This window comes from Devosia sp. WQ 349K1 (genome assembly GCF_016595685.1).
In the GTDB taxonomy this organism is placed as follows: Bacteria; Pseudomonadota; Alphaproteobacteria; order Rhizobiales; family Devosiaceae; genus Devosia.
Window position 1 is genome coordinate 360,927 of record NZ_JAENGO010000003.1, and the last position, 22,013, is coordinate 382,939.

Sequence of the window (22,013 nt, forward strand, 5' to 3'; positions counted from 1 at the left end):
AAAGCCATGCGTATTGCTGTTGCGGGCCTGCACATCGAATGCAGCACTTATAATCCGGTTCTGAACCGGCAGGCCGACTTCCGCACGCTGAAGGGCCCGGCCATGCTCAAGGACATCTATTTTGATTTCCTGACGCATTTCCCGGCTGAGTTCGTCACCATTTTCCACGCCCGCGCCATTGCTGGCGGCCCTGTCGCCCGCGACACCTATGAAACATGGAAGACCGAAATCCTTGGGGGGATTAAGGCTGCGCTGCCCGTCGACGGCGTTTACCTGCCAATGCATGGGGCGATGTTCGTTGAGGGCATGTTCGACGCCGAAGGCGACTTTATCGCTGCGGTGCGTGAGGTGGTCGGGCCCGATGTGCTGATTTCGGCGAGCTATGATTTGCATGGCAATGTCAGCCAGAAGATCATCGACAATCTCGACATGTTTTCGACCTATCGCACTGCTCCGCATATCGACGTGCAGGACACGATGCGACGGGCTGTGACCATGCTGGTGCGGGCGCTGCGGACGGGTGTGAAGCCTGTGCTGGGTTGGGTGAAGGTTCCGGTGCTCCTGCCAGGCGAACGCACCTCAACGCAGGATGAGCCCGCGCGCACCTTCTACACCACCATTCACGAGACCGAAGAGCCGATGGGCATTTGGGATGCATCGTTCCAAGTGGGCTATGTTTGGGCGGACGAGCCGCGTTCGACCGCTTGTGCGATTGTGACGGGCACGGACAAGGCGGCGCTCGAAGTGGCGGCGAAATCGCTGGCGCAGAAATATTGGGACCTGCGCGAGGAGTTTGTGTTTGGCATGGAGGTGGGCTCGATCGAAGAGTGCGTCGCCAAGGCCATTGCGAGCCCCACCGCTCCAGTTGTTCTGGCAGAGTCGGGCGACAACCCAACCGGGGGCGGCGTATCGGATCGTGCCGAAGTTTTGGCTGAGTTGATCAAGCAGAATGCTCAGGGCGTGGTGTTTGCTGGGATTACCGACAAGGCCGCGACGGAGGCAGCTTATGCGGCAGGTGTCGGGGCCAAGGTTCAGCTGCACATCGGCGCGAGCCTTGATCCGGCGAGCACGCCAGTCGATGCGGAAGCGGTTGTGAAATTCTTGCTGGAAACCGACGACGCCAAGCTGCGCGAAGCTGTGGTGACCATCGGCGGGATCGATCTGGTGCTCAGCATTCGCCGTCGCCCGTTCCACAACATCATCGACTTCACCAAGCTTGGGCTTGATCCGAAGACGGCCAAGATTGTGGTGGTGAAGTCGGGCTATCTGTCGCCGGAGCTGGGCCCTATCGCCAATCCGGGGATCATGGCGCTATCGCCCGGCGTGGTCGACCAATTCGTGGAACGCACTGAGCGCAAGCATACGCCGCGCCCGACCTACCCGTTCGACAAGAATTTCGCCTACACGCCAGAAATGAAGTGGTCTCAGCGCGCTCTTTAGTGCGCTGAGAGGACGGCTCGAAGTTCGAGCACCTTATCGCGGGAGGTGACGCGGCGGTTGGGGCTGACAAAGCCCAAGCGCTTCGCGCCTTCCGTGTCCTCTGCCGGAGCGCGCTCCGAGCACGAGGCGTGGACAACCGACACCGGCACGCGGTTGAGAATGCGACGGGCATTGACCGAGGACACGCCTGAACCCGGCATAATGGTGATCCGGCCCTTGGCGGCTTCATGCATCTTGGCGATGTCTTCAATGCCAGCTTCAGCGGAAAGCTGACGGCCTGACGTCAAAATCGTATCGAAGCCGAGGGCAATGGCCTGTTCGACTGCTTCTTGGACATCGGGCACGAGATCGACGCAGCGATGCAGTGTGCGGGGGGTGTCGCCCGCCATCTGGCAGAGGATTTCGAGGCGACGCATATCGAGCGAACCACTGGGCATGCTTGCGCCCAAAACAACGCCGAGATTATTGGTCCGGGCGGTTTCGATATCGCTGATCATAATAGCGAGATCGTAATCGTCGAAGACGAAATCACCGGCGCGGGGGCGCACCATCATGCGGACGGGGATCGGGGTGCTTGCGGCCAGTTTTGCCAAGCCCGCAAAGGGCGTGAGGCCGCCATATTCGAGCGATGAGCAGAGCTCGATGCGGTCAGCGCCGCCTTCGACTGCCGCTTGAATGCCCGAGAGGCTATCAACGCAAACTTCTAGCAAGGTCATACCACGCCCTCCGAATAGGCCAAGCTTGCAGCGCCGATGAGGCCTGCATCGACAGTCAGTTGGGCTGGAACGATGAGTGGTCGATCAAGCTTGCGCAGAATGCGCGGGCGAACGGCGGCGTCAAGCGCAGCCACAAGCTCGGGACTATTCCCCAGGCCACCGCCGACGGGAATAATGTCAGGGCCAAGCACGTTCACCAGCAGGGCGAGCGGGGCCGCGAGGAGCTCGGTGTAAAGCGTCATGGTTTGGGTTGATTGAGTATCGCCCTGCCCCCATGCGGAGACAATGTCGAGGCTCGAAAGCGTTTGGCCATGGATTTGCGCATGAAGGCGCTCCAAACCACGAGCGCCGCCGATGGTGTCGGTGCAGCCAAGCTGGCCACAACCGCACGCCATATGCGCAATTTTGTGCGGCCAGGCCTGGGTTTCAGTTTGGACGATGGTGGCGTGGCCCCATTCGCCCGAGAACCCGCCAGCACCGCGGATGAGGCGTCCATCGGCGACAATGCCGCCACCGACGCCTGTGCCAAGGATGACACCGAAGACGACGTTAAAACCCTTGCCCGCGCCCGCATGGGCTTCGGCCAAGGCGAAACAGTCTGCGTCATTGCCGACGATGACGGGGCGAGACAGCTTGGCGCTGAGATCTGGCCCGAGGGCACGACCGTTGATGCAGGGGATATTTGCAACCGTGGCGACATTGGTTGCCGGATCAACGACGCCAGCAATGGAAATGGCGATGGCTGAGCCCGTGGGTGCGCCGCCTTGGGCGATGAGTGCCGCGATGGCGTCGGCAAAGGCATCAAAGTCGTGCGCTGGTGTGGCGACGCGACCGAGCGAGACAATGTCCGTCGCACTGTGGGCAACTGCGGCCTTAATCGTGGTGCCGCCAATATCGAAACAGGTGATCATGAGACGCTGGCGACTTCCCTATAAGGCACGGCCGATGCTTACGGCGTGTGACATGGGTTTGCCTGCGCCGCAAGAGTCCGCAGCTTAATCCGGGCCACCGCGGCGTCCTGCACCCCATATTCGATCACAAACGCAGCCGCGACGGATGGTTGTGCACTGTCATGGTAACGTCACCAAAGCTTCAAGGAAGCGTCAAGCAGCATCGTTAGAGGAGCCATGCCCGCAGAAAACGTCGGCGGGTACGACACCAAATTCGGTGAGCTGAAACGGAAAAATCCGCAGCTCAAATGTCGTTCACGAAATCCAGTCTGGCGGGACTTGGGTCGATGCTGACCTGTCCTATGGGAGACAGAAGATGAAGACGATGAACCGCGCGGCACTTGCCGCTATCACCCTTGCCCTGAGCACCTCGGTTGCCTTTGCGCAGACCGAACTCAACTGGTGGCACTCCATGGGTGGCGAACTGGGCGAACGCGTGGAAGCGCTTGCTGCAGACTTCAACGCCAGCCAAAGCGAATTTAAGGTCGTTCCGTCCTATCGTGGCGAATACGAAGAATCCATGATCAGCACCATCGCCGCCTTCCGCGCTGGCGAGCAGCCGCATCTGGTGCAGGTTTACGAAGTTGGCACTGGCACCATGATGGCTGCCAAGGGCGCTGTTCTGCCAGTTTACGAACTGATGGCAGCACATGGCTCGAACTTCGATCCATCGGCGTTCCTGCCAGTCGTGACCGGCTATTACACCGACACCGAAGGCAATATGCTTTCGATGCCGTTCAACTCCTCCACCCCAATTCTCTATTACAACAAGACCGCTTTCGAGAAGGCTGGGCTTGATCCAAACGTCGCGCCAAAGACCTGGGCCGATATCGAAAACTTCGGCAAGAAGATCGTTGAATCGGGCGCTGCCACGTGCGGTACGGCCATCAGCTATTCGGCCACTTGGATCGGCACCGAAAACCTCTCGTCGCTGCACAACGTGCCATACGGCTCGCTGGAAAACGGCTTTGGTGGTCTCGGCACCGAACTGACCTTTAACCACGACCTCTCCGTTCGCCTCTGGGAAAAGCTGGCTGAATGGCAGAAGACCGGCATCTACCAGTATGGTGGTACCAGCGGCGGTTCGGACAATGCGCCACGCTTCTACGCTGGCGAATGCGCGATCTTCATGGGTTCCTCGGCTTCCCGCGCTGGCGTTCTTGCCAATGCCAAGGACTTTGAAGTTGGCTTCGGCATGCTGCCATACTTTGACGACGTCGACGGCGCACCGCAGAACTCCATCATTGGTGGCGCAACTCTGTGGACCCTGGCTGGTCACGAAGACGCTGAATACAAGGGCGTAGCGCAGTTCCTGAACTACCTCTCTTCAGCTGAAGTTCAGGCCAAGTTCCACCAGGAAACGGGTTACCTGCCTGTTACTCAGGCGGCTTATGAGCTGACCAAGAGCCAGGGCTACTACGACGCAAACCCAGGTTCGGACATCGCAATCCAGCAGATCAACCTCAACCCACCGACTGAAAACTCGAAGGGCGTTCGCTTCGGCAACATGCCGCAGATCCGTACCGTGATCGACGAAGAGTTCCAGGCCGTTCTCAATGGCTCGAAGTCTGCCAAGGAAGCGCTTGATAGCGCCGTTGCCCGCGGCAACGACATCCTTCGCGAATTTGAATCTGCCAATCAGTAAGCAGTCTTAATCCGGAAGGGCCGGCGAAAACCGGCCCTTTCTTTGTTTTGCGGATACGGCGGACGATGGAAACAAAACGTACGACATTCCCGAATAAGGGCCTGCCATTCTTACTGGTCGCCCCACAGTTGATCATCACGCTGGTGTTCTTCATCTGGCCGGCAGCACAGGCCGTCAAATCTTCTTTCGAACGCGCGGACCCATTTGGGCTTTCGACCAAGTTCGTCGGTTTAGCGCATTATGCGCGCCTGTTTAGCGACCCGCTCTATCTGGCCTCTATCGGCCGCACGGCGCTGTTTGCAGCATCGGTTACAGCCATTTCGATGGGCTTTGCGCTGATCCTGGCCGTTGCCGTCAGCCGTGTTATCCGTTCGGCACAGACCTACACCACGCTGCTGGTCTGGCCCTATGCTGTGGCCCCCGTGGTTGCGGGCATTCTGTGGTGGTTCCTGTTCAATAACGCCACCGGCATTCTTCCCTATTTCATGCGCTATGTGGGGATTGATTGGGATTCTGCGCTCAACGGCGATCACGCCATGACCTTGGTGATCATCGCTGCCAGCTGGAAGCAGATTTCTTACAATTTCCTGTTCTTCGTGGCTGGCATGCAGTCGGTTCCACACGCGCTCACCGAAGCTGCGGCGATTGATGGTGCGAGCCCATGGAAGCGGTTCTGGACCATTATCTTCCCGCTGCTCTCGCCGACCACGTTCTTCCTCTTCATCGTCAACATCAACTACGTGATGTTCGACACTTTCGCGATCATCGCGTCGACCACTGAAGGCGGGCCAAACCAGGCCACCAACACGCTGGTCTACAAAGTATACGCCGACGGCTTCATCGGTCTCAACCTGGGCTCCTCTTCAGCGCAGTCCGTGGTCCTGATGCTCTTCGTTATTGTCCTCACCTTCGTGCAGTTCCGCTACGTGGAACGCCGCGTGCAGTACTAAGGCCCACTCATGGTCGAAAACCGTCCATTTCTCACCATCCTCACGCACCTCGTTTTGGTGCTGGGGGTGCTGATCATCGCCTTTCCTGTCTATGTCGCGCTCATCGCGTCGACCCACGACGAGGCCACGCTAAACATGGCAGCGCCTTTGCTGCCAGGCGGGCATTTGTGGGATAATCTGGTCACCGTCTGGACCTATGATCCGCCGGGCCTGCCGCCATTCTGGACCATGGTCTGGAACTCCACGATGATGGCTTTCATCATCATGGTGGGCAAGGTGGTGATCTCGATCATCTCCGCCTATGCCATCGTCTACTTCAAGTTCCCATTCCGCGTTCTCGCCTTCTGGCTGATCTTCGTAACGCTGATGTTGCCGGTCGAAGTGCGCATCATTCCGACCTATGAAGTGGTGGCAAACCTTGGCCTGCTCAACAGCTATGCGGGCCTGACCATTCCGCTGATCGCTTCGGCAACAGCGACCTTCCTGTTCCGTCAGTTCTTCATGACGGTGCCTGACGAATTGATGGAAGCTGCACGCGTCGATGGCGCAGGGCCGATCAAGTTCTTCATCGATATTCTGCTGCCGCTCTCGCGCACCAATATCGCGGCGCTCTGCATCATCCTCTTCATCTACGGCTGGGTGCAGTATCTCTGGCCCCTGCTCGTCACCACACGCGAAGAGCATTTCACCCTGATGATGGGCGTTAAACAAATGGCTGGGGCGCAGGAAGTCGACCCACAGTGGAACCTCATCATCACCGCGGCCGTGCTGGCCATGCTTCCCCCCGTCCTCATTGTTATCTTCATGCAGCGCCTGTTCGTTAAGGGCCTCGTGGACACGGAGAAATAATCGAAATGGCTGGTATTGAGCTCAAAGAAGTTCGTAAGGTCTATCCGGGCAATGTCGCCGCAATCCACGGCGTCGATCTGTCGATCAAAGACGGCGAGATGGTTGTTCTCGTCGGCCCGTCAGGGTGCGGAAAGTCCACTCTCTTGCGCATGATCGCAGGTCTTGAAGGCATCACCTCAGGCACCATCTCGATTGATAATCAGGTGGTGAACCAGAAAGAGCCCGCCGAGCGCGACATCGCTATGGTGTTCCAGAATTACGCGCTCTACCCGCATATGAGTGTGCGTCAGAACCTCGAATACGGCCTTAAGAACCGCAAAACCCCGCGTGACGAAATCGACCGTCGCGTGGCCGAGGCGGCGCGTATTCTGGAAATCACGCCGTTCCTCGATCGCAAGCCGCGTCAGCTTTCGGGCGGTCAGCGCCAGCGCGTCGCCATGGGCCGCGCTATTGTGCGCCAGCCTAAGGCGTTTCTGTTTGACGAACCACTGTCGAACCTTGACGCCAAGCTGCGCGGTCAGATGCGCATCGAAATCCGTCGTCTGCAGCGTTCGCTCAAAACCACCAGCGTCTATGTCACCCACGATCAGCTCGAAGCGATGACCCTCGCCGACCAGCTCGTAGTGATGAACGGTGGCCGGATCGAACAGGTCGGCACGCCGACTGCGATCTATGATCGTCCGGCTTCGCTGTTTGTTGCCAGCTTTATCGGCTCTCCGCCGATGAATTTGATCTCGACGAGCGCGCTGAACTCGTTCTCGGCGCTGCGTGCCTTCCCTGAGGGGACGGACATTTTGGGCATTCGCCCCGATGTCTTCACGCTCGAACGCCCGACTGAGGCGCATTTGAGTTTTGACGTGGTCGCTGAGCTGATGGAGCCGATTGGCGGCGAAAGCCATTTGCACTTCAAACTCAAGCACTCTGAGCAATCGATCATTCTCACAATTGCAGGCCGTCCGGCTATCGCCGAGGGTACGAGCATGACCGTGTTCGCCCGCACCGCCGATATTCACCCCTATAGCTCTGCCACAGGTCGCCGTACGGACGACGCACCAACTACGCAGACGCAGTCGTCCCATTCCGCTCAAGTTGAGATTGCCTAATGACCAATACGCTTCCAACCGGCCCCATTCGCGAAGAAGTTCAGGCCCACCGCGGCTCGTCGGCACTCGCGCCGGAAAACACCATCGCGGCCTTTCGTCGTGCCGCAGAAGATGGGGCGAAGTGGGTTGAACTCGACGTCGCCCTCAATGCCGACGGCACACTGATCGTCATCCACGACGATACCGTCGAGCGCACGACCAATGGCACCGGAAATCTCGGTGCATTGAGCACTGCAGACATCCAAGCCCTCGATGGTGGCAGCTGGTTTGGGGCCGAGTTCGCGGGCGAAAAGATCCCGACGCTGGATGAGGTGATCGTGGCGCTCGGTGCGTTTGGTCTCAACATCAATGTCGAGATCAAGCAGCACCCCCATCACCAATCGGTGGAGCAGCTCACCTCGGCTGTTGCCGCAGCGCTCGCTAAGCGTCCGGCACACATGCAGATCATGATCTCGAGCTTTGATCCTGATTGCCTCAAGGGAATGCATAAGCTGATGCCAGAACTGGAACTGGCCATGCTCTGGGGCCGCATTCCTGATGATTGGGAAGCGCTGCTCGCCGCTATTCCGGCGACCACCATTCATGCCCATTTCAAGGGGCTCAGCATTGGGCTCTTGGAACAGACCTCGGCCAAGGGCATCAAGGTTCGTGCCTGGACGAGCAATGACACGGTGGAGCTTGCCAGTTTCTGGCGCGCGGGCCTCACCGGGGTGATCACCGACGATCCTCGGATCTATCTCAAGTAAAACAAAAAGGGCGGGTGTTGCGACACCCGCCCTTTTTGTTTGATCTCGAAACGCTCTTAGGAGAGCACGAGGACGACGGCTGCTGCGGCGCTCAGCGCATAGGCCTTGGCCACCACGTCTGGGGTGAAGTGGCCTTCGATGTTGAGCATGTTGAGCGTACCGATAGTGGTGCCAGCGACAACGATTGGCAGGTTCAGCATGGACTTGGCGTTACGCGCGAACAGGGCCTCGTGCTCAGGGAGCAAAGAAGCCACTTCGTCAGCAGAATTGAGCACCAGCGCTTCGCGCTTTTCGATCAGGGTCTGCTCCCAGATGCTATCGCCGATCTCATCGACACCTGGCGCTGGATAGAGGTCCTGGGTGTCGGAATAGGCGCGGTACATCAGGCCTTCTTCGTGGTCCAAGGCCAGAATGGTGAAGATGGTGGTGCCGACCAAAGTGTTGGCAAGCGCATGGAGCGCAGCATAGGCCACTTCCGGCTGGTTTTCAGGCTCCGCCATGGCAGCGGCGAAAATGGCGTGGGGATCGGTCATGGTGGTCAAGGGAGTGTCTTTCAGAATATGCGCCAGAGCGCAGGTGGCTTTGCCGGATCGCTCTGGCAAAGCCTTGGTCTTTGAACGGGGTTTAGCCCGTAGTCGTCACCGAGGACAAGATTAGCGAGCGGTAATAAGCGGGTAGGACTGCTTGACGGTGAGCGCAACGGCGGCGGCAACACCGGCTTTGAGCAGATCGCCCGGCACGTAAATGGCCATCGCCATCAGCGCCTTATCGAGGCCAATGCCAGCCACTGCGGCCATCCAAGGCGTGCCGATTGCATAGCTGAGGACAACGCCGCCGAGCACGCAGAACACGAATAAGTTGAGGAAATTGAGCTTGCCCCACGCGCGTTCGGTGAGGAAGCCAATGAGGAAGGCGACGGGGATCCAGCTGAGGAAGAAGCCGCCCGTTGGGCTGGCCAAGACGCCCAAGCCACCGCGACCACCCGAGAGCAAAGGCAGGCCGATACAGACCAGAACTGTGAACAGCACCAGCGATAGCGCGCCCCGCTTGGCGCCCAGAATTGAGCCCGCCAGCATGGCCCCCATGGCCTGCGCCGTGATCGGCACGCCGATGGGCAAAGCAATGGGCGGGATGATGCCAAGGGCAGCAACGATTGCCGCAAAGAGGGCGATATAGGCGAGATCTCGAGTGTTCATGGTCTTCCTATGGCTTGGGAGGGGGCCGCAGGCGCGAAAACAGATCTTTCGGGCTCTTGGCATCGTCCGGATCAAATGACCGGGCTTCAATGGCGTCACCGATCTCGGTTGCCATCTTGAGGGTCCGAACCAGAAGCGGCACCACAAGCGCAAGCACATTGCGCTCTAGGCCACGGGCGCGTTGGGCCTCGCGCACCTCTTCGAGTTGTTCGGCAATCAGGGGAATAAAACGCAGGGCCAACGAAATAGTGAGGCCAATCTTGGTGGGGCTAATGCCGAGATAAGCGAGCGGGCGCACGGCCCAGCTTATGGCCTCGATCATGGCGCTGACTTTGGTGGTGATGGACACCAAAGCGGCGAGCAAAACGAGCGCCGACAAGCGCAAGGCGACCGAGAGCGCCGACACCGGCTCAACGGTGAACCATTGGACGGCGAGCAGAATAAGGATGATCGGCAGGACGGGACGGATTTGCTGCCAGGCCAGGTTTAAATCGAGCTTGGCGAGGCGGAACAGAAGCAGCGCTGTGACCACAGCCGCGAGCTGTAGCCAGATGTTGGGCGTCAGCACCAAAGCGGTGCTGACAAGGGCCAGCGCGAGGAGTTTTACGCCGGGCGGGAGCGCGTGAAGGGGGGATTGCTGATGGACGTAGACGCCAACGCTCACGCCATCATCTCCTCGTAGCGCGGGATGATCTCACGCGGGGTGCCGTCAAGTACCACCCTGCCCGCTTCAAAGGCGATCATGCGATCAAAATCGGCGAGGAGATCGAGGTCATGCGAGACGACGATGGTTTGCTGGGGCAGCTCGGCGATGAAACGCGAGATGAGGCGTTTGTTGCGCAGATCGAGCGCGGTTGTCGGTTCGTCAAAGACGATGATCTCAGGCTCCATGATCAACACAGAAGCAATGGCCAGCATTTGCTTTTGTCCGCCACTGAGCAAATGCGCTGAGCGATTGCGCAGTTCGCCCAAGCCATATCGATCGAGCGCCGCGTCAACGCGCGCTGTGACCTCATCCTTGGAGAGCTTGAGGTTTCTCAAGCCGAAGGCGAGATCTTCCTCCACCATAGGGAAGACAATCTGATTGTCGGGATTTTGGAAGACGAAGCCGACGCGGCGGCGAATGGCTTTGCTGTCTTTGGCCGTCGATAGACCATCGAGTGTGACAGTGCCGCCAGTGGGGATAACGAGGCCATTGAGCAGACGCGAGAAGGTGCTTTTGCCCGACCCGTTGCTGCCAACGATGGCGATGCGCTTTTCCGATAGAGTAAGGTTCACATCCGACAGCACGGCGACGTCGCCAAAGCGGTGTGAGACCGAGCGCAATTCGATCAATCTCGTTCCTCGACTAACCGCGCCTCCAGTGCGCGGCCATAGGAATAGGCGGGATGGTATGCAGTAATCAAGCCGAGGGGAGGCTTTTAACAGACTGCGCCAACAGGGCTGCGTTATCAAAGCTGCCCGAGGATTGACGGATAAAAAGCCGGGGCTCCAGCACTACACTCGCCATTTTTTCAGCGCCCGCCGTTTTTGCCATGCATACAAGTTCTACCGCCTTTGCGCCCATAGCATCGGCGGGCATATCGACGGAGGTCAAGGAAGGGCGGACGAATTCGGAGGTGTGGTAATTGTCAAAGCCAACCACCGCCATGTCGCTGGGCACGCGCAAGCCAGCGTCGGCCAAAGCAGCCATAGCCCCCAGCGCTTGGCGATCGGTGGCGGCGAGAATGGCCGTTGCTGTGGTTTGCTCGGCCACGAGCTTGGTCACAGCGCGATAGGCTTGGGCCTCATCATAGACGCCCTCAATAACCTGCCCTGTGGCACGGTCTTCCTCAGCTAAGCGCTGTTGAAATCCATCAAGGCGGTCGCGGAAGTCTGGCCAGTCGCTATTGCTAGTGAGGAAAACAATGGTGCGATTGCCCCGTGAGACGAGGTGGTCGGTCGCCTCATAGCTGGCGCGGCGGTTGTCGACAGTGACGGTGACATAGCCCTCGGAGGGCTGCTGGCCGATGACCACGGCGGGCACGCCCATTTGTTCGGGGGGGCGGCGGAGGGGGCCGTCCTTGGCACCGGAGCAGATGATGACGCCATCCAACTGGCGCGCCACAAACTGATCAATCGCGGCCTCGCGCCGCTCATCGCTGGCTCCGACAATGGTCAGGAGAATGGAGAGGCCCGCCTCGGTGGCCGCGCCTTCGATGCCCGCCAGCATTTTGGCGTAATAGGCATTGAGCACAGGCATGGCGACGCCAATGGTGTCGGTGCGCGAGGTCGCAAAGGTCTTGGCGAGAAGGTTTGGAACATAACCCATGGCTGTCGCGACGTCGGTGACCCGTTTTCGGGTTTCTTCCGTGACGGGGTAATCAGCTTTGGCCAAGACGCGCGAAACCGTTGCCACGGAGACACCCGCGGCTTTTGCTACGTCTCGAATACCGATTTTTTTGCGCAGTTCCATGGTCGCCAGAACATCAGAGATAGCGAGTTGAAGCAATTACAGTAACCGGTTACTGTAAATTTTCAAATGACTGCTATTTGAACAGTGACGCGATGATAAGCCTACGAGCCCAGATTACGGCGGTTTTCGCCCTACATGCCCTTGGCAATGCCACGCTCCATACGCGCATCCCCGACATACAGCTTGCCAATGGCATGGGCGACGCGGCACTCGGGCTGGTTTTGATGGGCGCGCCGTTGGGCTCGATGCTGGCCTTTCCAATACTCAGCCGCTCCATTGAGCGCTTCGGCACCAAAGCTGTGACCCTGCTTGGGTTCTTCCTGTGCCTAGCCGCGATTCCGCCAATGGCGGTGATCCCCGGTGTGATCCCGCTCTTTATCCTGATGGCGGTGCATGGCTTTGGTTCTGCAATGTCGGCAATGGCGATGAATGTCGAAGCGGATCGTGTTGAGGCGCAGATGGGCCGCCGCATCATGAACAGTTGCCACGGTGCGTGGAGCATCGCCTATGTCGGGGCCTCAGCCGTGGGCGGCGTGATCCGGGGCGCTGACGTCAGTGCCCTTGTGCATTTGGGCAGCATTATTCCCTTAGCGCTGATTGCAATATTTGTGCTCGAAGCAAAGTCTGAACCCGCGCCGCCGCGCGCCTATGCGCCGACCGCACAGAAAAAGCGGTTTGCCATGCCGAGCCTCGTGCTGTTGGCATTGGTTGCGGTCGGCCTTGGAGCAGAACTGATCGAGGGGTCTGCCCGGGTATGGTCGACCATTTTGATGCGCGACACCTTTGAGATCGCAGCCATTTTTGAATCAGCCGCGCTCCCGGCCATGGTTGGAACGATGGCCTTGGGACGGCTCATCGCTGACCGATACATCGATAAGTTTGGGCCAGTTCCCGTCGCCCGGACCTTGCTTACCGTCGCCATTATTGGGCTCACAGTGGTCAGTCTTGCGCCGCACCCGGCATTGGTGCTTGCGGGCTTTGCGATTTTGGGCGCGGGGATTTGTGTCATCTACCCGCTGTCCATTTCGGCTGCGGCGCGATTGGGCAATGCCCCTGCGTCGCAAAACGTGGCGACGCTAAGTGTCATCATCCAAGTGGTCATGTTGGTGGCCCCAATGCTCACAGGGCTATTGGCTGAGTATCTGGGCGTACGCATGGCATTTGCGGCCTTGCTGATCCCGCTCGCCCTTGGCTGGCTCACGGCAGGATCGTTGGAGGATAAAAGCGCCAAACAGGCCGTGCCCTCAGTAGCCTAGCACCGCACAGGGCGCTTGACCTCGTCCCGGCGAGCGTCGAAAAGCGAAGGAAATATCGTCGTTTACACGAGACTAGTATGACCTCTCCAGCCGCCGACTTCGCCTTGCGTTTTATCACCCAACGTCCGCGGGAAGATGGCTGCGGCGGGGTGGTGTTGCAAATGCTGACAGAACGGCCCTTTGACGAGATCATGGCTCGCATCGGCTGGGGCGAGAATGATCTGCGCCGCTCGACCTGGGATGATCTCATCCGCATCTTGGGCGAAGACGGTTGGCAGTTCGGCACGCCGGTCGAATGCACGCGCTGGGATGAGGTTCGGGGCGTTGCAATCGTCCACGTCCATGACGATCACTTCATGCTCTATGATGCCGAAAATGCTGTCTTCTACGATCCGTTTGAGTTCGAAGGCCCGCAGGCGACCACCAAGCGGATCCCCATGCGCTATTTGACCGTGGCCCGCCCCACCACTGCTTGAGCAATCGCTCAGGCTAAAAAGAATGGAGCAGGAGGCAAGGGGCAGCCTCCTGCTCTAGGGGTTCGACAGTGCTCCGGAAAGCACCCACTTCGAACCTGACTGTTGCGCAACCTTTGGGGCGCTCTTAGCGCGCCGACTGTTGATCGCGACGGAGATAGCTGGCCCAACGTCGTTCGGCGAAGCGGAAGATGCCAACGAGTACGAGGGACAGGACGAGGTAAATGACGCCGATGGCGACATAGGGCTCAAGCATAACGTAGCGGTTGAGCGAGATATTGCGCGCTACACCGGTCAACTCGAGCAGAGTAACCGTGGATGCGAGCGAGGTTGCATGCATCATCAAAATGGTTTCATTGCCATAGAGCTGCAGCGAACGTGTCAGCATGGCCGGCAGCAAAATGTGTCGCGTCATGGCGAGGGGGCGCATGCCGAAAGATTTTGCGGCTTCAATTTCACCAACCGGAATGTGGCGCAGGCTGCCTGCGAAAATCTCGGTGGTATACGCGGTCGTGTTCAGCACGAAGGCGAGGATCACGCAGATCAGCGGGCTGGACAGCCACGGCCAGAGGACGCTCTCGCGCACCAGATCGAACTGGGCCAGCCCATAATAAATCAGGAACAGCTGCACCAAAAGCGGGGTGCCACGGAAGAGCAGCGTATAGCCCGCAACCGCGCCCGAAACATATCGATTGGCGGAATTGCGCGCTAAGGCGAGCGGCACTGAGGCGACGAATGCCAAAGCCAGTGACGCAATGGTGAGGAAAATCGTGAGCTGCGCACCCTGCGCGAAGAAGCCGAGATTGTCCCAGATGAGCTGAAAATTCATGGCTTATGCTCGCTTCTGACCAATGTCGGCACGCTTGGCAACGTAGCGGAGCACCAGAAGGGATAGCGCTGCGACCGTGAGATAGAAAGCGCAGGCGACAAGATAGAAGGTGAAGGGCTGGCGGGTCGCTTCAGCCGCGCCTTTGACGCGGAACATGATGTCCTGCAGGCCGATCAGCGAGATCAGAGCCGTTGCCTTGAAAAGGACGAGCCAATTATTGGTGAAGCCCGGAATGGCGAGGCGCACCATCTGCGGCAGAACAATTGAACGCCAGATTTTGAACGGCCCCATGCCAAAGGCACGCCCGGCCTCGATCTGGCCTTCTGGGATGTTCAGAATGGCGCCGCGGAAGGTTTCGGTCATGTAAGCACCGGAGACCACGCCAAGCGTGACGGCTCCGGCCACAAAAGAGTCGAACTCAATATAGGTGCGAATGCCAAGGCTCTTGGCGATCATCATCAGGAGCGCGGGCAGGCTGTAGTAGATGAGCAGCATCAGAACGAGGTCTGGGATGCCGCGCACGATGGTGGTGTAAACTTCCGCCGCGCCTCGCAGAGCCGCGTTGGAGGAGAGCTTGCACAGCGCAAAGCTCATGCCCAGGACTACAGAGATGACAAGCGCAACCAACGCCACCTGAATGGTGACGAGGCCAGCTGCCAGTACAGTGACAATGTAGTCCTGGATCACTTAGGCTTACTCTACCGTGAGGTACTTGGTTTCGATGGCAGCGAGCGTGCCATCGGCAACGACCTTGGCCAGACCTTCATTGATCTTGGCGAGAAGCTCGGTGTTGTCTGGCGCGAGCGCAATCGCAACGCCTTCGCCGAACTCAGGGGCATCGGCACCGGTGTAGGATGGGCCAACCAGCTCAAAGCCTGCGCCGCTTTCGTCCTTGAGGAAGGATGCGATGATCTGGGCTTCGTAGCTCATATGCAGGTCTGCACGACCAGCGGTGAGTTCGAGGTAAGGGGCCGAGCCGCCGTCATAGCGAACGATGTTCGCCGATGGGAAAGTCTTGGAGACGAAGGCATCCATTGGAGTGCCGGTCTGAACCGCAACGGTCTTGCCTGCAAGGCCAGCATCGGAAATGTCGAGGCCTGCACCCTCTTTCGCGACAAAGCGGAAGGTTGGACGGGAATAGATATCGGAGAAGGCAAAGGTCTTGCGACGCTCGTCGGTGACGGTGAGCGAGGAGATCAGCGCGTCATACTTGCCAGCCAGAAGACCTGGGAACATGCCATCCCAAGCGGCATTGATGATGTTGCAATCTAGCGCTGCAGCTTCACAAATCGCTTCCATCAGATCGATGTCAAAACCGACCAGCGCACCGGTCGAGTCGATCGATTCAAAAGGTGGGAAGGTCGCATCGGTGGCAATGGTGACCTGCTGGGCCATAGCACCGCTGGCAAAGGCGAACGCGCTTGCAGCGACAACGGTAAAGAGGGACTTCTTCATTCTGGATGTCCTTGTATTTGTCCGGCGTATCTGTCCGCACAGCGGAGGCGCGTTGACCGGTAACGCGCCGTGTTCCTAAAACCGTCCGGCCATAAACTGCTTGAGCCGCTCGCTTTCAGGGTCACCAAAAACCTTTTCTGGATGCCCCTGTTCTTCGATCACGCCCTGATGGAGGAAGAGCACTTGGCTTGACACTTTGCGGGCGAAGGCCATTTCGTGGGTGACGACAACCATGGTGCGCCCCTCTTCGGCCAAGTCCTGCATGACCCGCAGCACTTCCCCGACCAATTCGGGATCAAGCGCCGATGTCGGCTCATCAAACAGCATCACTTCGGGGTTCATGCAGAGTGCCCGCGCTATCGCGACGCGCTGCTGCTGACCGCCAGACAGCTGGACGGGGTGACGATCATGAAACTGATCGCCGAGGCCAACCTTGGCCAAGTTGAGCCGGGCGCGCTCAACCGCTTCCGCTTTGCTGAGGCCGAAGACATGCATGGGCGCGGCGATGCAATTGTGCATGACAGTCATATGTTGCCAGAGGCAGAAATTCTGGAACACCATGGCAAGGCGCGCGCGAATGCGTTGCAGCTGGGCGCTATCAGCGGCCTTCAAATTGCCGGTCTTGCGGTCCGCGACAGTCTTGAGCACCTCGCCATCGAGCGCGATTTCGCCGCGCGTGGGTTGCTCGAGAAAATTGACACAACGCAGCAGCGTGCTCTTGCCCGAGCCGCTCGAGCCAATGATGGAGACCACTTCTCCGGCCGCAGCGGAAAAGCTCACACCATTGAGAACGTCAACATCGCCGTAGCGTTTATGAATGTTGGCGACAGCCAGCTTGGTCATAGAGAGTATCCGTGGTGTCCCGAAGATTACGCTGGCGGCGGCACAATGACCCAAAGGGCCGTGCAGGTTTCAGTCTTGGACGGGTTTTCCCAAGTATGTGGGATGGTGGGCGGGAAGGTCAGCGTGTCGCCGGGGAGGAGGAGATATTCCTCGCTGCCGATGACGATGCGCAATTGACCGGTTTGGACATGCACCAGATCCGCAGCGGCCTTGAGCGCATAAGGCTCGTGGCCAGAGCCGCCGCCCGGCTCAATCACCGAATAGAGCGCCATCAAATGCTCATTGCTCGCACCGCTGACGAGGTATTCGCGCATTTTCTCGCCGCCAAGGCTGATCGGCACGCCAGCGCCCTTGGGCACATAGCTCGTCGCGGGGGGCTCAAAAATTTCGCCGGGCTTGACGCCGATCACGTCGCAAACACGTAGCAGTGTGGCGACAGAGGCTTGCACTTCGTCGCGCTCAAACCGGGAAATGAAGGATTTGGTGACGCCAGCGCGCTGGGCGACGTCATCAATCGTCAGGCCCTTGGACTTGCGGAACGCACGAAGGCGGCTACCGACGCGAACATCAGCGGAATCCGTCGATGGAGGGACGTCATTTTCTGTGTTTTCGTCGCTCATCACGCACCAAAAAGGTTTACCCTGACGAACCTTATAGGTTCACCCTGAATTCGAACAATGTGCATGAAAAGCGTGCAAACGCACAAACCAGCCGCATATTCAGCCAAGTAAGGCCGCAAAAGCCTTGATCTTGTCAAGCTTTCAGCGCAAAAAAGTTTCGTAATACGAAACCTCTCAGCCGCAAATTGCCGCTGAGTGATCCTGTGCGAGCTTCGTTCACCCTGCGAACCGCGAACCAAGCAGGCACGGCCATCTGGTTCTGCGCCTGAGTGTATACACAAGAGTATCAGAATGAGTGATCAGAATTTGCGCGGCTTCGATCTCTGGGGCGCACCGTTTGATGGCGAGGCATCCCTCGGCTGGCCGGGTTCGCGCTATGCCCCAGCAAAGGTTCGCGAGGCGGCGCGCTGGATCAATATGCGCATTCAGGATGGTCGCATCTTCCGGCTCGAAACCAATCAGATTGAAACCGTTGGTGATAATCTGCTCGCCGACCGTGGCGACATTCAGATCGCTCATGCGGATACTGAAACGACATTCACCCGCGTGAGCGAGGCTGTCGCGGGCTCTATCCGCAACAAGCGTGTGCCGATTGTTATCGGCGGCGATGACAGCTTGCTGTTCCCGGTCGTCAGAGGCGTCCACGACGCCCTACCCGGTCGTATCGGTATCATTCACTTTGACGCGCACCTCGACCTTATGGACGAAAGCGATGCGCAGGGACGTTTGAGTCAATCGAGCGGCATGCGTCGTTCGCTTGAGCTCGATCGCATTCAGGCTGCAGACTGTATTCAGGTGTGTGAGCGCCACTTCAACTTCCCATCCTCAGGGCAGTTCAAGTTTGACCAAGGGCTGGCCCACATCTCTGCCCGCCAAGTCCTCAAGCAGGGCGTCGACGCAACGCTTGAGCAGGTGTTCAAACAGGTTGAAGGCGCAGACCACCTCTATCTCTCGTTTGACATTGATGCGATCGACCCAGCTTTCGCGCCGGGCGCAGGGGCGCATGAACCGGGCGGCATCACGTCGGCTTGGGGCCTTGAGTTTGTTGAACGCCTCGCGCCTTATTGCTCGGCAATGGCGATCACCGAGGTCAACCCGATGATGGACGTCAAGGACATGACATCGACGCTGGCGGCATACCTTGCCTTCACCTTCGCCGTCGCAGGCAGCAAGGCCGCAGCACCGGGCCCCCGCCGCTAGAATTATGAAGCCGCATTGCCTTGCAGTGCGGCTTTTCCACTTTGTTGCGGCGTTTGACGCTCAAGTGCTATTGGTGCTTGAAGATTGTCGCACGACTCCAAGTGGCCCCACATACTCTTTGCGGGCCACAGTCGTGCCGTCGCACTTGGAAGCCAATGCCCCCAAAAGCCACTAACCGCTCCAGTATCAGACAGGAGTTGATCAGCGTCCTGAGCTTTTTGAGCCCACGCCGCCGTGTTCAGCTCGTTCTGGTCTTTCTTCTTTCGCTCGTGGGCGCTGTTGCGGAAATGGCGACGCTTGGGGCCATTATTCCCTTTCTCGCCATTCTGACAGGCGGCAGCGAACAGTGTAGCGCTCTCAGCGTGGTGTGTGGTCTCAGCCCAACCCAAATATCCTTCGGTTTTGCTGCGATCATCGCAACAGCCACACTGTTGCGATTGCTCTTGGCCTGGGTCAGCACGCGCTTTGCTTATGCTGCCGGTGCAGACCTCGGCTACGAGGTCTATAACCGCGCCCTGCATCAGCCTTATCGGTTTCACGTCGAGCGCAATTCCAGTGAAATCATTGCCGCAATCGGCCGCGTCAATCTGCTGATTACCAGTGTTCTATCCCCGATCATGCAAGGCATGGTGGCCTTGATCATCTGCATCGGGATCATTGCTGCCCTGATCACGGTTGACGTCACGACGGCGCTTATCGCGGCAGTGTCGATTGGGCTTTTTTATGTGGTGGTGACAAAGACCACGCGAAAACTGCTGGAGGCCAATAGTCGGATAGAAGCGGAAGCAGAAACGCAACGCGTCAAAATCCTGCAAGAAGGACTGGGCGGCATTCGCGACATTCTGCTCGATGGCACACAGGGGATGTATACCAAGCGTTTCCGTGCTGCGACGTTCCGGCAACGCACCGCTCTGGCGACGAATCTTTTCATCCGCAGCACCCCCCGATACCTCATCGAAGGCGCGGGCATGCTGGTTATGGTCGGGCTGGCGTGGTGGATCCAGAGCACGCAGGGGCTCGAAGTGGCTCTCCCCACATTGGGAGCACTTGCCTTGGGCGCACAGCGCATGCTTCCGCAGCTGCAAGTGGCCTATCTCGCTTGGTCGTCGCTGAGCGCCAGCAAAGCCATCGTCTCGGACGTCGTAGCATTTTTGAACTTGCCCATGCCGACCGCTTCCGCATTGACGGTGGCAGAAGCCGCTATTTCTGCCTCGCCTTCGCAACCAGTTATTGCGCTCGACAAAGTCGGGTTTGCCTATAAGTCGGATGGCGCAGCTATTCTGCGTGATATTGAGCTCGTCGTTCCGCACGGGTCGCGCATTGGCTTTATAGGCAAAACTGGCAGTGGCAAGAGCACGCTTATTGACGTGATCATGGGCCTCCTGCCCCCGACGAGCGGCGAAATCCGCGTTGGAGGCCAGGTGCTGAATGACAGCAATCGTCGCGCGTGGCAGTCACGCATCGCGCATGTGCCACAGTCCATTTACCTAACGGACGCTTCGATTGCGGAAAACATCGCCTTTGGCAGTGAGCACCATCAGATCGACATGGCTCGTGTCATCGCAGCGGCCCAACGCGCGCAGATCGATAGTTATGTTCAGCAATTGCCGGAAGGGTATGACACGCACGTGGGCGAACGCGGCGTTCGGCTCTCGGGAGGCCAGCGTCAACGCATTGGTCTGGCGCGTGCGTTCTATAAAAATGCTGATGTACTGGTTTTGGATGAGGCGACCAGCGCGCTTGATGACGCAACCGAAACGCAGGTGATGAATGCGATCGCTGCCATCGATGGCGACATTACCGTTCTCATTATCGCGCACCGCCTGACAACGTTGAAAAACTGCGACGTCATCGTGCGATTGGAGAAAGGGCAGATCGTCCGCCAAGGCACTTATGCTGAGGTTATCGGCAACTAGTCGCGCGGCCAAAAAAATCCCGGCACCATGTGGCGCCGGGATGAGAATGTTCCGAAGTCTTAGACGTTATACTTGTCGTGGTACTTCTGCATCATGGCGATGTAGTCACCGACATACTTGGCATCGTACCAAACGCCGAAGAGGAAGCTCGAACGGCGACGGGTCTGGAACGGCAGGCCGAGGAAGTAGATGCCTGGCTGCTTGCCAACACCCATGTCGTGGATTGGCGTGCCGTCTTCTTCAAAGGTATCAACCTGGAGCCAGCTGTAGTCGCGCTTGAAGCCCGAAGCCCAGATGATCGAGGTGATGCCGGCTTCTGCCAGATCGAGCTCGAGGATTGGGTTGGTTTCATATTCCGTGGTAGGCAGCAGGTTACGAGCTTCCGGATATTCTGGAAGATCGAGACCATTGTTCTCGATGTAAGCGTCGATGACGTTCAGGGTATCGAGGTAGCTGTTGTTGCCGAACTCGATGTTGTCAGCGAGATCGTTGGAGAAGGTCAGCTTGCCGTTTTCGTAGCTGGCGGTACGACCAACCAGAACTGCGCCCTTGGAGGCGAGCAGGCGGTAGTCGATTGGCATCTTGGTGTGGACGCCTGAGATGGCGAGCGCAATGTTGCGCTTCACATCGCGATTGACGGTGTCCCAACGGCCAAGAACGCCAGTCCAGTATGCGCCTTCGCGATCACGGTAGAAGCGCGGTGGGCGGATGTGGCGACCGATCGAGTGGTAAACCTTGCGGCCAGCAGCAACGAGTTCTTCAGCGATCTGACCGCCCGAAGCGCCCGCACCAACAACCAGAACTGCGCCTTCTGGCAGCTGCTCTGGGTTGCGGTAGTTGACCGAGTGGATCTGCATGACGGGTGCGTCTTCTGGCACCATCTTTGGATAGACTGGGGTCTGGAAAGCGCCAGTTGCGGCGACAACGTTGATGGCTTCGTATTCGCCATCAGAAGTGACGACGTGGTAACCCTGCTTCTTGTGGAGCTTCGTGACCGAGATCACCGAAACGCCAGTGCGGATCGGCGCGTTGTTCCGCTCTGCATGCTCGACGAGGTATTCAACGAGCTTGTCCTTGGGGGTGAAGACGTCCTGTGGAACGCTCTCGATCTTGCTGCTCGGCAGACGGTCGTGCCAAGCCGGGCCGTTTGCGCGCAGCGAGTCCCAACGAGCGGTGCGCCAGCTTTCAGCGACGCGGCCCTTTTCCAGAACCACGTGGCTAATGCCAAGATTGGTCAGGTGCTCGCTCATCGAAATGCCAGCCTGGCCGCCGCCGACGACGATCGTGTTTACCTTTTCCATTGTATCTCAAGACCTTTTTTGCTGGGCACTAGCCCCAATTGTTTCAGGCTTCGGGAGAAGCTGATGCAAA

The 22,013-nt window shown here is 58.5% G+C and carries 23 protein-coding genes; 10 read left to right on the plus strand and 13 right to left on the minus strand.

Annotated elements, in window-relative coordinates:
* The first annotated feature begins 6 nt into the window (after window positions 1–6).
* Complete coding sequence (locus JHL21_RS07825) at window positions 7–1,440, plus strand: M81 family metallopeptidase (protein WP_200212855.1); 1,434 nt, start codon at window positions 7–9, stop codon at window positions 1,438–1,440.
* On the opposite strand, the gene JHL21_RS07830 is transcribed toward JHL21_RS07825, so the two are convergent.
* Complete coding sequence (locus JHL21_RS07830; RefSeq protein WP_200212857.1) at window positions 1,437–2,156, minus strand: copper homeostasis protein CutC; 720 nt, start codon at window positions 2,154–2,156, stop codon at window positions 1,437–1,439. The two genes, JHL21_RS07825 and JHL21_RS07830, sit on opposite strands and share 4 nt — an antisense overlap.
* On the minus strand, window positions 2,153–3,067 hold the full coding sequence (locus JHL21_RS07835) for an ROK family protein (RefSeq protein WP_200212858.1): 915 nt from the start codon (window positions 3,065–3,067) through the stop codon (window positions 2,153–2,155). The genes JHL21_RS07830 and JHL21_RS07835 overlap by 4 nt, the downstream gene beginning before the upstream one ends.
* A 364-nt stretch (window positions 3,068–3,431) precedes the next feature.
* Here JHL21_RS07835 and ugpB point away from each other — a divergent pair, with 364 nt between their 5' ends.
* The 5 genes from ugpB to JHL21_RS07860 all read left to right on the plus strand — a co-directional run bounded on the left by ugpB (window position 3,432) and on the right by JHL21_RS07860 (window position 8,399).
* Window positions 3,432–4,751 (plus strand): sn-glycerol-3-phosphate ABC transporter substrate-binding protein UgpB, encoded by a 1,320-nt coding sequence (ugpB, locus tag JHL21_RS07840; RefSeq protein WP_169194805.1) that lies wholly within the window; start codon window positions 3,432–3,434, stop codon window positions 4,749–4,751.
* A 65-nt stretch (window positions 4,752–4,816) separates the two neighbouring features.
* Window positions 4,817–5,701, plus strand: coding sequence for a sn-glycerol-3-phosphate ABC transporter permease UgpA (ugpA, locus tag JHL21_RS07845; RefSeq protein ID WP_169194564.1), 885 nt, complete (start codon window positions 4,817–4,819; stop codon window positions 5,699–5,701).
* Window positions 5,702–5,710: 9 nt separating this feature from the next.
* Window positions 5,711–6,550, plus strand: coding sequence for a sn-glycerol-3-phosphate ABC transporter permease UgpE (ugpE, locus tag JHL21_RS07850; protein ID WP_182394991.1), 840 nt, complete (start codon window positions 5,711–5,713; stop codon window positions 6,548–6,550).
* Between the two features lie 5 nt (window positions 6,551–6,555).
* Complete coding sequence (locus JHL21_RS07855) at window positions 6,556–7,653, plus strand: sn-glycerol-3-phosphate import ATP-binding protein UgpC (RefSeq protein ID WP_200212859.1); 1,098 nt, start codon at window positions 6,556–6,558, stop codon at window positions 7,651–7,653.
* On the plus strand, window positions 7,653–8,399 hold the full coding sequence (locus JHL21_RS07860; protein WP_200212861.1) for a glycerophosphoryl diester phosphodiesterase: 747 nt from the start codon (window positions 7,653–7,655) through the stop codon (window positions 8,397–8,399). The genes JHL21_RS07855 and JHL21_RS07860 overlap by 1 nt, the downstream gene beginning before the upstream one ends.
* Window positions 8,400–8,455: 56 nt before the next feature.
* Here the strand turns inward: JHL21_RS07860 and JHL21_RS07865 are convergent, their stop codons facing one another.
* The 5 genes from JHL21_RS07865 to JHL21_RS07885 form a co-directional block, all read right to left on the minus strand.
* Window positions 8,456–9,001, minus strand: coding sequence for a GAF domain-containing protein (locus tag JHL21_RS07865; RefSeq protein WP_200212862.1), 546 nt, complete (start codon window positions 8,999–9,001; stop codon window positions 8,456–8,458).
* A 51-nt stretch (window positions 9,002–9,052) separates the two neighbouring features.
* The gene (locus tag JHL21_RS07870) at window positions 9,053–9,595 is read right to left on the minus strand and encodes a biotin transporter BioY (RefSeq protein WP_169194559.1); all 543 of its coding nucleotides are present in this window, start codon (window positions 9,593–9,595) and stop codon (window positions 9,053–9,055) included.
* A 7-nt stretch (window positions 9,596–9,602) separates the two neighbouring features.
* Window positions 9,603–10,259 (minus strand): energy-coupling factor transporter transmembrane protein EcfT, encoded by a 657-nt coding sequence (locus JHL21_RS07875; RefSeq protein WP_182394982.1) that lies wholly within the window; start codon window positions 10,257–10,259, stop codon window positions 9,603–9,605.
* Window positions 10,256–10,930 carry an energy-coupling factor ABC transporter ATP-binding protein gene (locus JHL21_RS07880; RefSeq protein WP_200212863.1) on the minus strand — a complete coding sequence of 225 codons (675 nt, stop codon included), beginning with the start codon at window positions 10,928–10,930 and terminating at the stop codon, window positions 10,256–10,258. Before JHL21_RS07880 ends, JHL21_RS07875 begins: the two co-directional genes overlap by 4 nt.
* Before the next feature lie 67 nt (window positions 10,931–10,997).
* The gene (locus JHL21_RS07885) at window positions 10,998–12,086 is read right to left on the minus strand and encodes a LacI family DNA-binding transcriptional regulator (RefSeq protein ID WP_200212864.1); all 1,089 of its coding nucleotides are present in this window, start codon (window positions 12,084–12,086) and stop codon (window positions 10,998–11,000) included.
* A gap of 56 nt (window positions 12,087–12,142) precedes the next feature.
* Between JHL21_RS07885 and JHL21_RS07890 the strand changes: the two genes are divergently transcribed.
* A complete protein-coding gene (locus tag JHL21_RS07890; RefSeq protein ID WP_200212865.1) occupies window positions 12,143–13,306 on the plus strand; it encodes an MFS transporter in 1,164 nt (387 codons plus the stop codon).
* Between the two features lie 77 nt (window positions 13,307–13,383).
* Window positions 13,384–13,782: a hypothetical protein gene (locus JHL21_RS07895; RefSeq protein ID WP_200212867.1), complete on the plus strand. Its 399-nt coding sequence runs from the start codon at window positions 13,384–13,386 to the stop codon at window positions 13,780–13,782.
* A gap of 124 nt (window positions 13,783–13,906) precedes the next feature.
* On the opposite strand, the gene JHL21_RS07900 is transcribed toward JHL21_RS07895, so the two are convergent.
* The 5 genes from JHL21_RS07900 to JHL21_RS07920 form a co-directional block, all read right to left on the minus strand.
* Complete coding sequence (locus tag JHL21_RS07900; RefSeq protein WP_169194553.1) at window positions 13,907–14,608, minus strand: ABC transporter permease; 702 nt, start codon at window positions 14,606–14,608, stop codon at window positions 13,907–13,909.
* Between the two features lie 3 nt (window positions 14,609–14,611).
* Window positions 14,612–15,295, minus strand: coding sequence for an ABC transporter permease subunit (locus tag JHL21_RS07905; RefSeq protein ID WP_200212868.1), 684 nt, complete (start codon window positions 15,293–15,295; stop codon window positions 14,612–14,614).
* A 6-nt stretch (window positions 15,296–15,301) separates the two neighbouring features.
* Entirely contained in the window at window positions 15,302–16,063 is a 762-nt protein-coding gene (locus JHL21_RS07910; RefSeq protein ID WP_199531354.1) for a transporter substrate-binding domain-containing protein, read from the minus strand.
* Between the two features lie 75 nt (window positions 16,064–16,138).
* Complete coding sequence (locus JHL21_RS07915; protein ID WP_200212869.1) at window positions 16,139–16,906, minus strand: ABC transporter ATP-binding protein; 768 nt, start codon at window positions 16,904–16,906, stop codon at window positions 16,139–16,141.
* Window positions 16,907–16,932: 26 nt separating this feature from the next.
* Window positions 16,933–17,526, minus strand: coding sequence for a helix-turn-helix domain-containing protein (locus JHL21_RS07920; RefSeq protein ID WP_200212870.1), 594 nt, complete (start codon window positions 17,524–17,526; stop codon window positions 16,933–16,935).
* 291 nt (window positions 17,527–17,817) lie between these two features.
* Here JHL21_RS07920 and JHL21_RS07925 point away from each other — a divergent pair, with 291 nt between their 5' ends.
* Complete coding sequence (locus JHL21_RS07925) at window positions 17,818–18,726, plus strand: arginase family protein (protein WP_200212871.1); 909 nt, start codon at window positions 17,818–17,820, stop codon at window positions 18,724–18,726.
* A gap of 197 nt (window positions 18,727–18,923) precedes the next feature.
* The gene (locus tag JHL21_RS07930) at window positions 18,924–20,642 is read left to right on the plus strand and encodes an ABC transporter ATP-binding protein (RefSeq protein ID WP_200212872.1); all 1,719 of its coding nucleotides are present in this window, start codon (window positions 18,924–18,926) and stop codon (window positions 20,640–20,642) included.
* 59 nt (window positions 20,643–20,701) lie between these two features.
* Here the strand turns inward: JHL21_RS07930 and JHL21_RS07935 are convergent, their stop codons facing one another.
* Window positions 20,702–21,943: an NAD(P)/FAD-dependent oxidoreductase gene (locus JHL21_RS07935; protein WP_200212873.1), complete on the minus strand. Its 1,242-nt coding sequence runs from the start codon at window positions 21,941–21,943 to the stop codon at window positions 20,702–20,704.
* Window positions 21,944–22,013 lie beyond the last annotated feature (70 nt).

What these genes read in the sequence shown, in the direction of transcription:
- ugpA (WP_169194564.1), top strand. Translation starts at nt 4,817, where the DNA reads ATGGAAACAAAACGTACGACATTCCCGAATAAGGGCCTGCCATTCTTA.
- JHL21_RS07915 (WP_200212869.1), bottom strand. Translation starts at nt 16,906, where the DNA reads ATGACCAAGCTGGCTGTCGCCAACATTCATAAACGCTACGGCGATGTT.
- JHL21_RS07830 (WP_200212857.1), bottom strand. Translation starts at nt 2,156, where the DNA reads ATGACCTTGCTAGAAGTTTGCGTTGATAGCCTCTCGGGCATTCAAGCG.
- JHL21_RS07825 (WP_200212855.1), top strand. Translation starts at nt 7, where the DNA reads ATGCGTATTGCTGTTGCGGGCCTGCACATCGAATGCAGCACTTATAAT.
- JHL21_RS07835 (WP_200212858.1), bottom strand. Translation starts at nt 3,067, where the DNA reads ATGATCACCTGTTTCGATATTGGCGGCACCACGATTAAGGCCGCAGTT.
- JHL21_RS07855 (WP_200212859.1), top strand. Translation starts at nt 6,556, where the DNA reads ATGGCTGGTATTGAGCTCAAAGAAGTTCGTAAGGTCTATCCGGGCAAT.
- ugpB (WP_169194805.1), top strand. Translation starts at nt 3,432, where the DNA reads ATGAACCGCGCGGCACTTGCCGCTATCACCCTTGCCCTGAGCACCTCG.
- JHL21_RS07890 (WP_200212865.1), top strand. Translation starts at nt 12,143, where the DNA reads ATGATAAGCCTACGAGCCCAGATTACGGCGGTTTTCGCCCTACATGCC.
- ugpE (WP_182394991.1), top strand. Translation starts at nt 5,711, where the DNA reads ATGGTCGAAAACCGTCCATTTCTCACCATCCTCACGCACCTCGTTTTG.
- JHL21_RS07920 (WP_200212870.1), bottom strand. Translation starts at nt 17,526, where the DNA reads ATGAGCGACGAAAACACAGAAAATGACGTCCCTCCATCGACGGATTCC.
- JHL21_RS07900 (WP_169194553.1), bottom strand. Translation starts at nt 14,608, where the DNA reads ATGAATTTTCAGCTCATCTGGGACAATCTCGGCTTCTTCGCGCAGGGT.
- JHL21_RS07870 (WP_169194559.1), bottom strand. Translation starts at nt 9,595, where the DNA reads ATGAACACTCGAGATCTCGCCTATATCGCCCTCTTTGCGGCAATCGTT.
- JHL21_RS07925 (WP_200212871.1), top strand. Translation starts at nt 17,818, where the DNA reads ATGAGTGATCAGAATTTGCGCGGCTTCGATCTCTGGGGCGCACCGTTT.
- JHL21_RS07935 (WP_200212873.1), bottom strand. Translation starts at nt 21,943, where the DNA reads ATGGAAAAGGTAAACACGATCGTCGTCGGCGGCGGCCAGGCTGGCATT.
- JHL21_RS07895 (WP_200212867.1), top strand. Translation starts at nt 13,384, where the DNA reads ATGACCTCTCCAGCCGCCGACTTCGCCTTGCGTTTTATCACCCAACGT.
- JHL21_RS07860 (WP_200212861.1), top strand. Translation starts at nt 7,653, where the DNA reads ATGACCAATACGCTTCCAACCGGCCCCATTCGCGAAGAAGTTCAGGCC.
- JHL21_RS07910 (WP_199531354.1), bottom strand. Translation starts at nt 16,063, where the DNA reads ATGAAGAAGTCCCTCTTTACCGTTGTCGCTGCAAGCGCGTTCGCCTTT.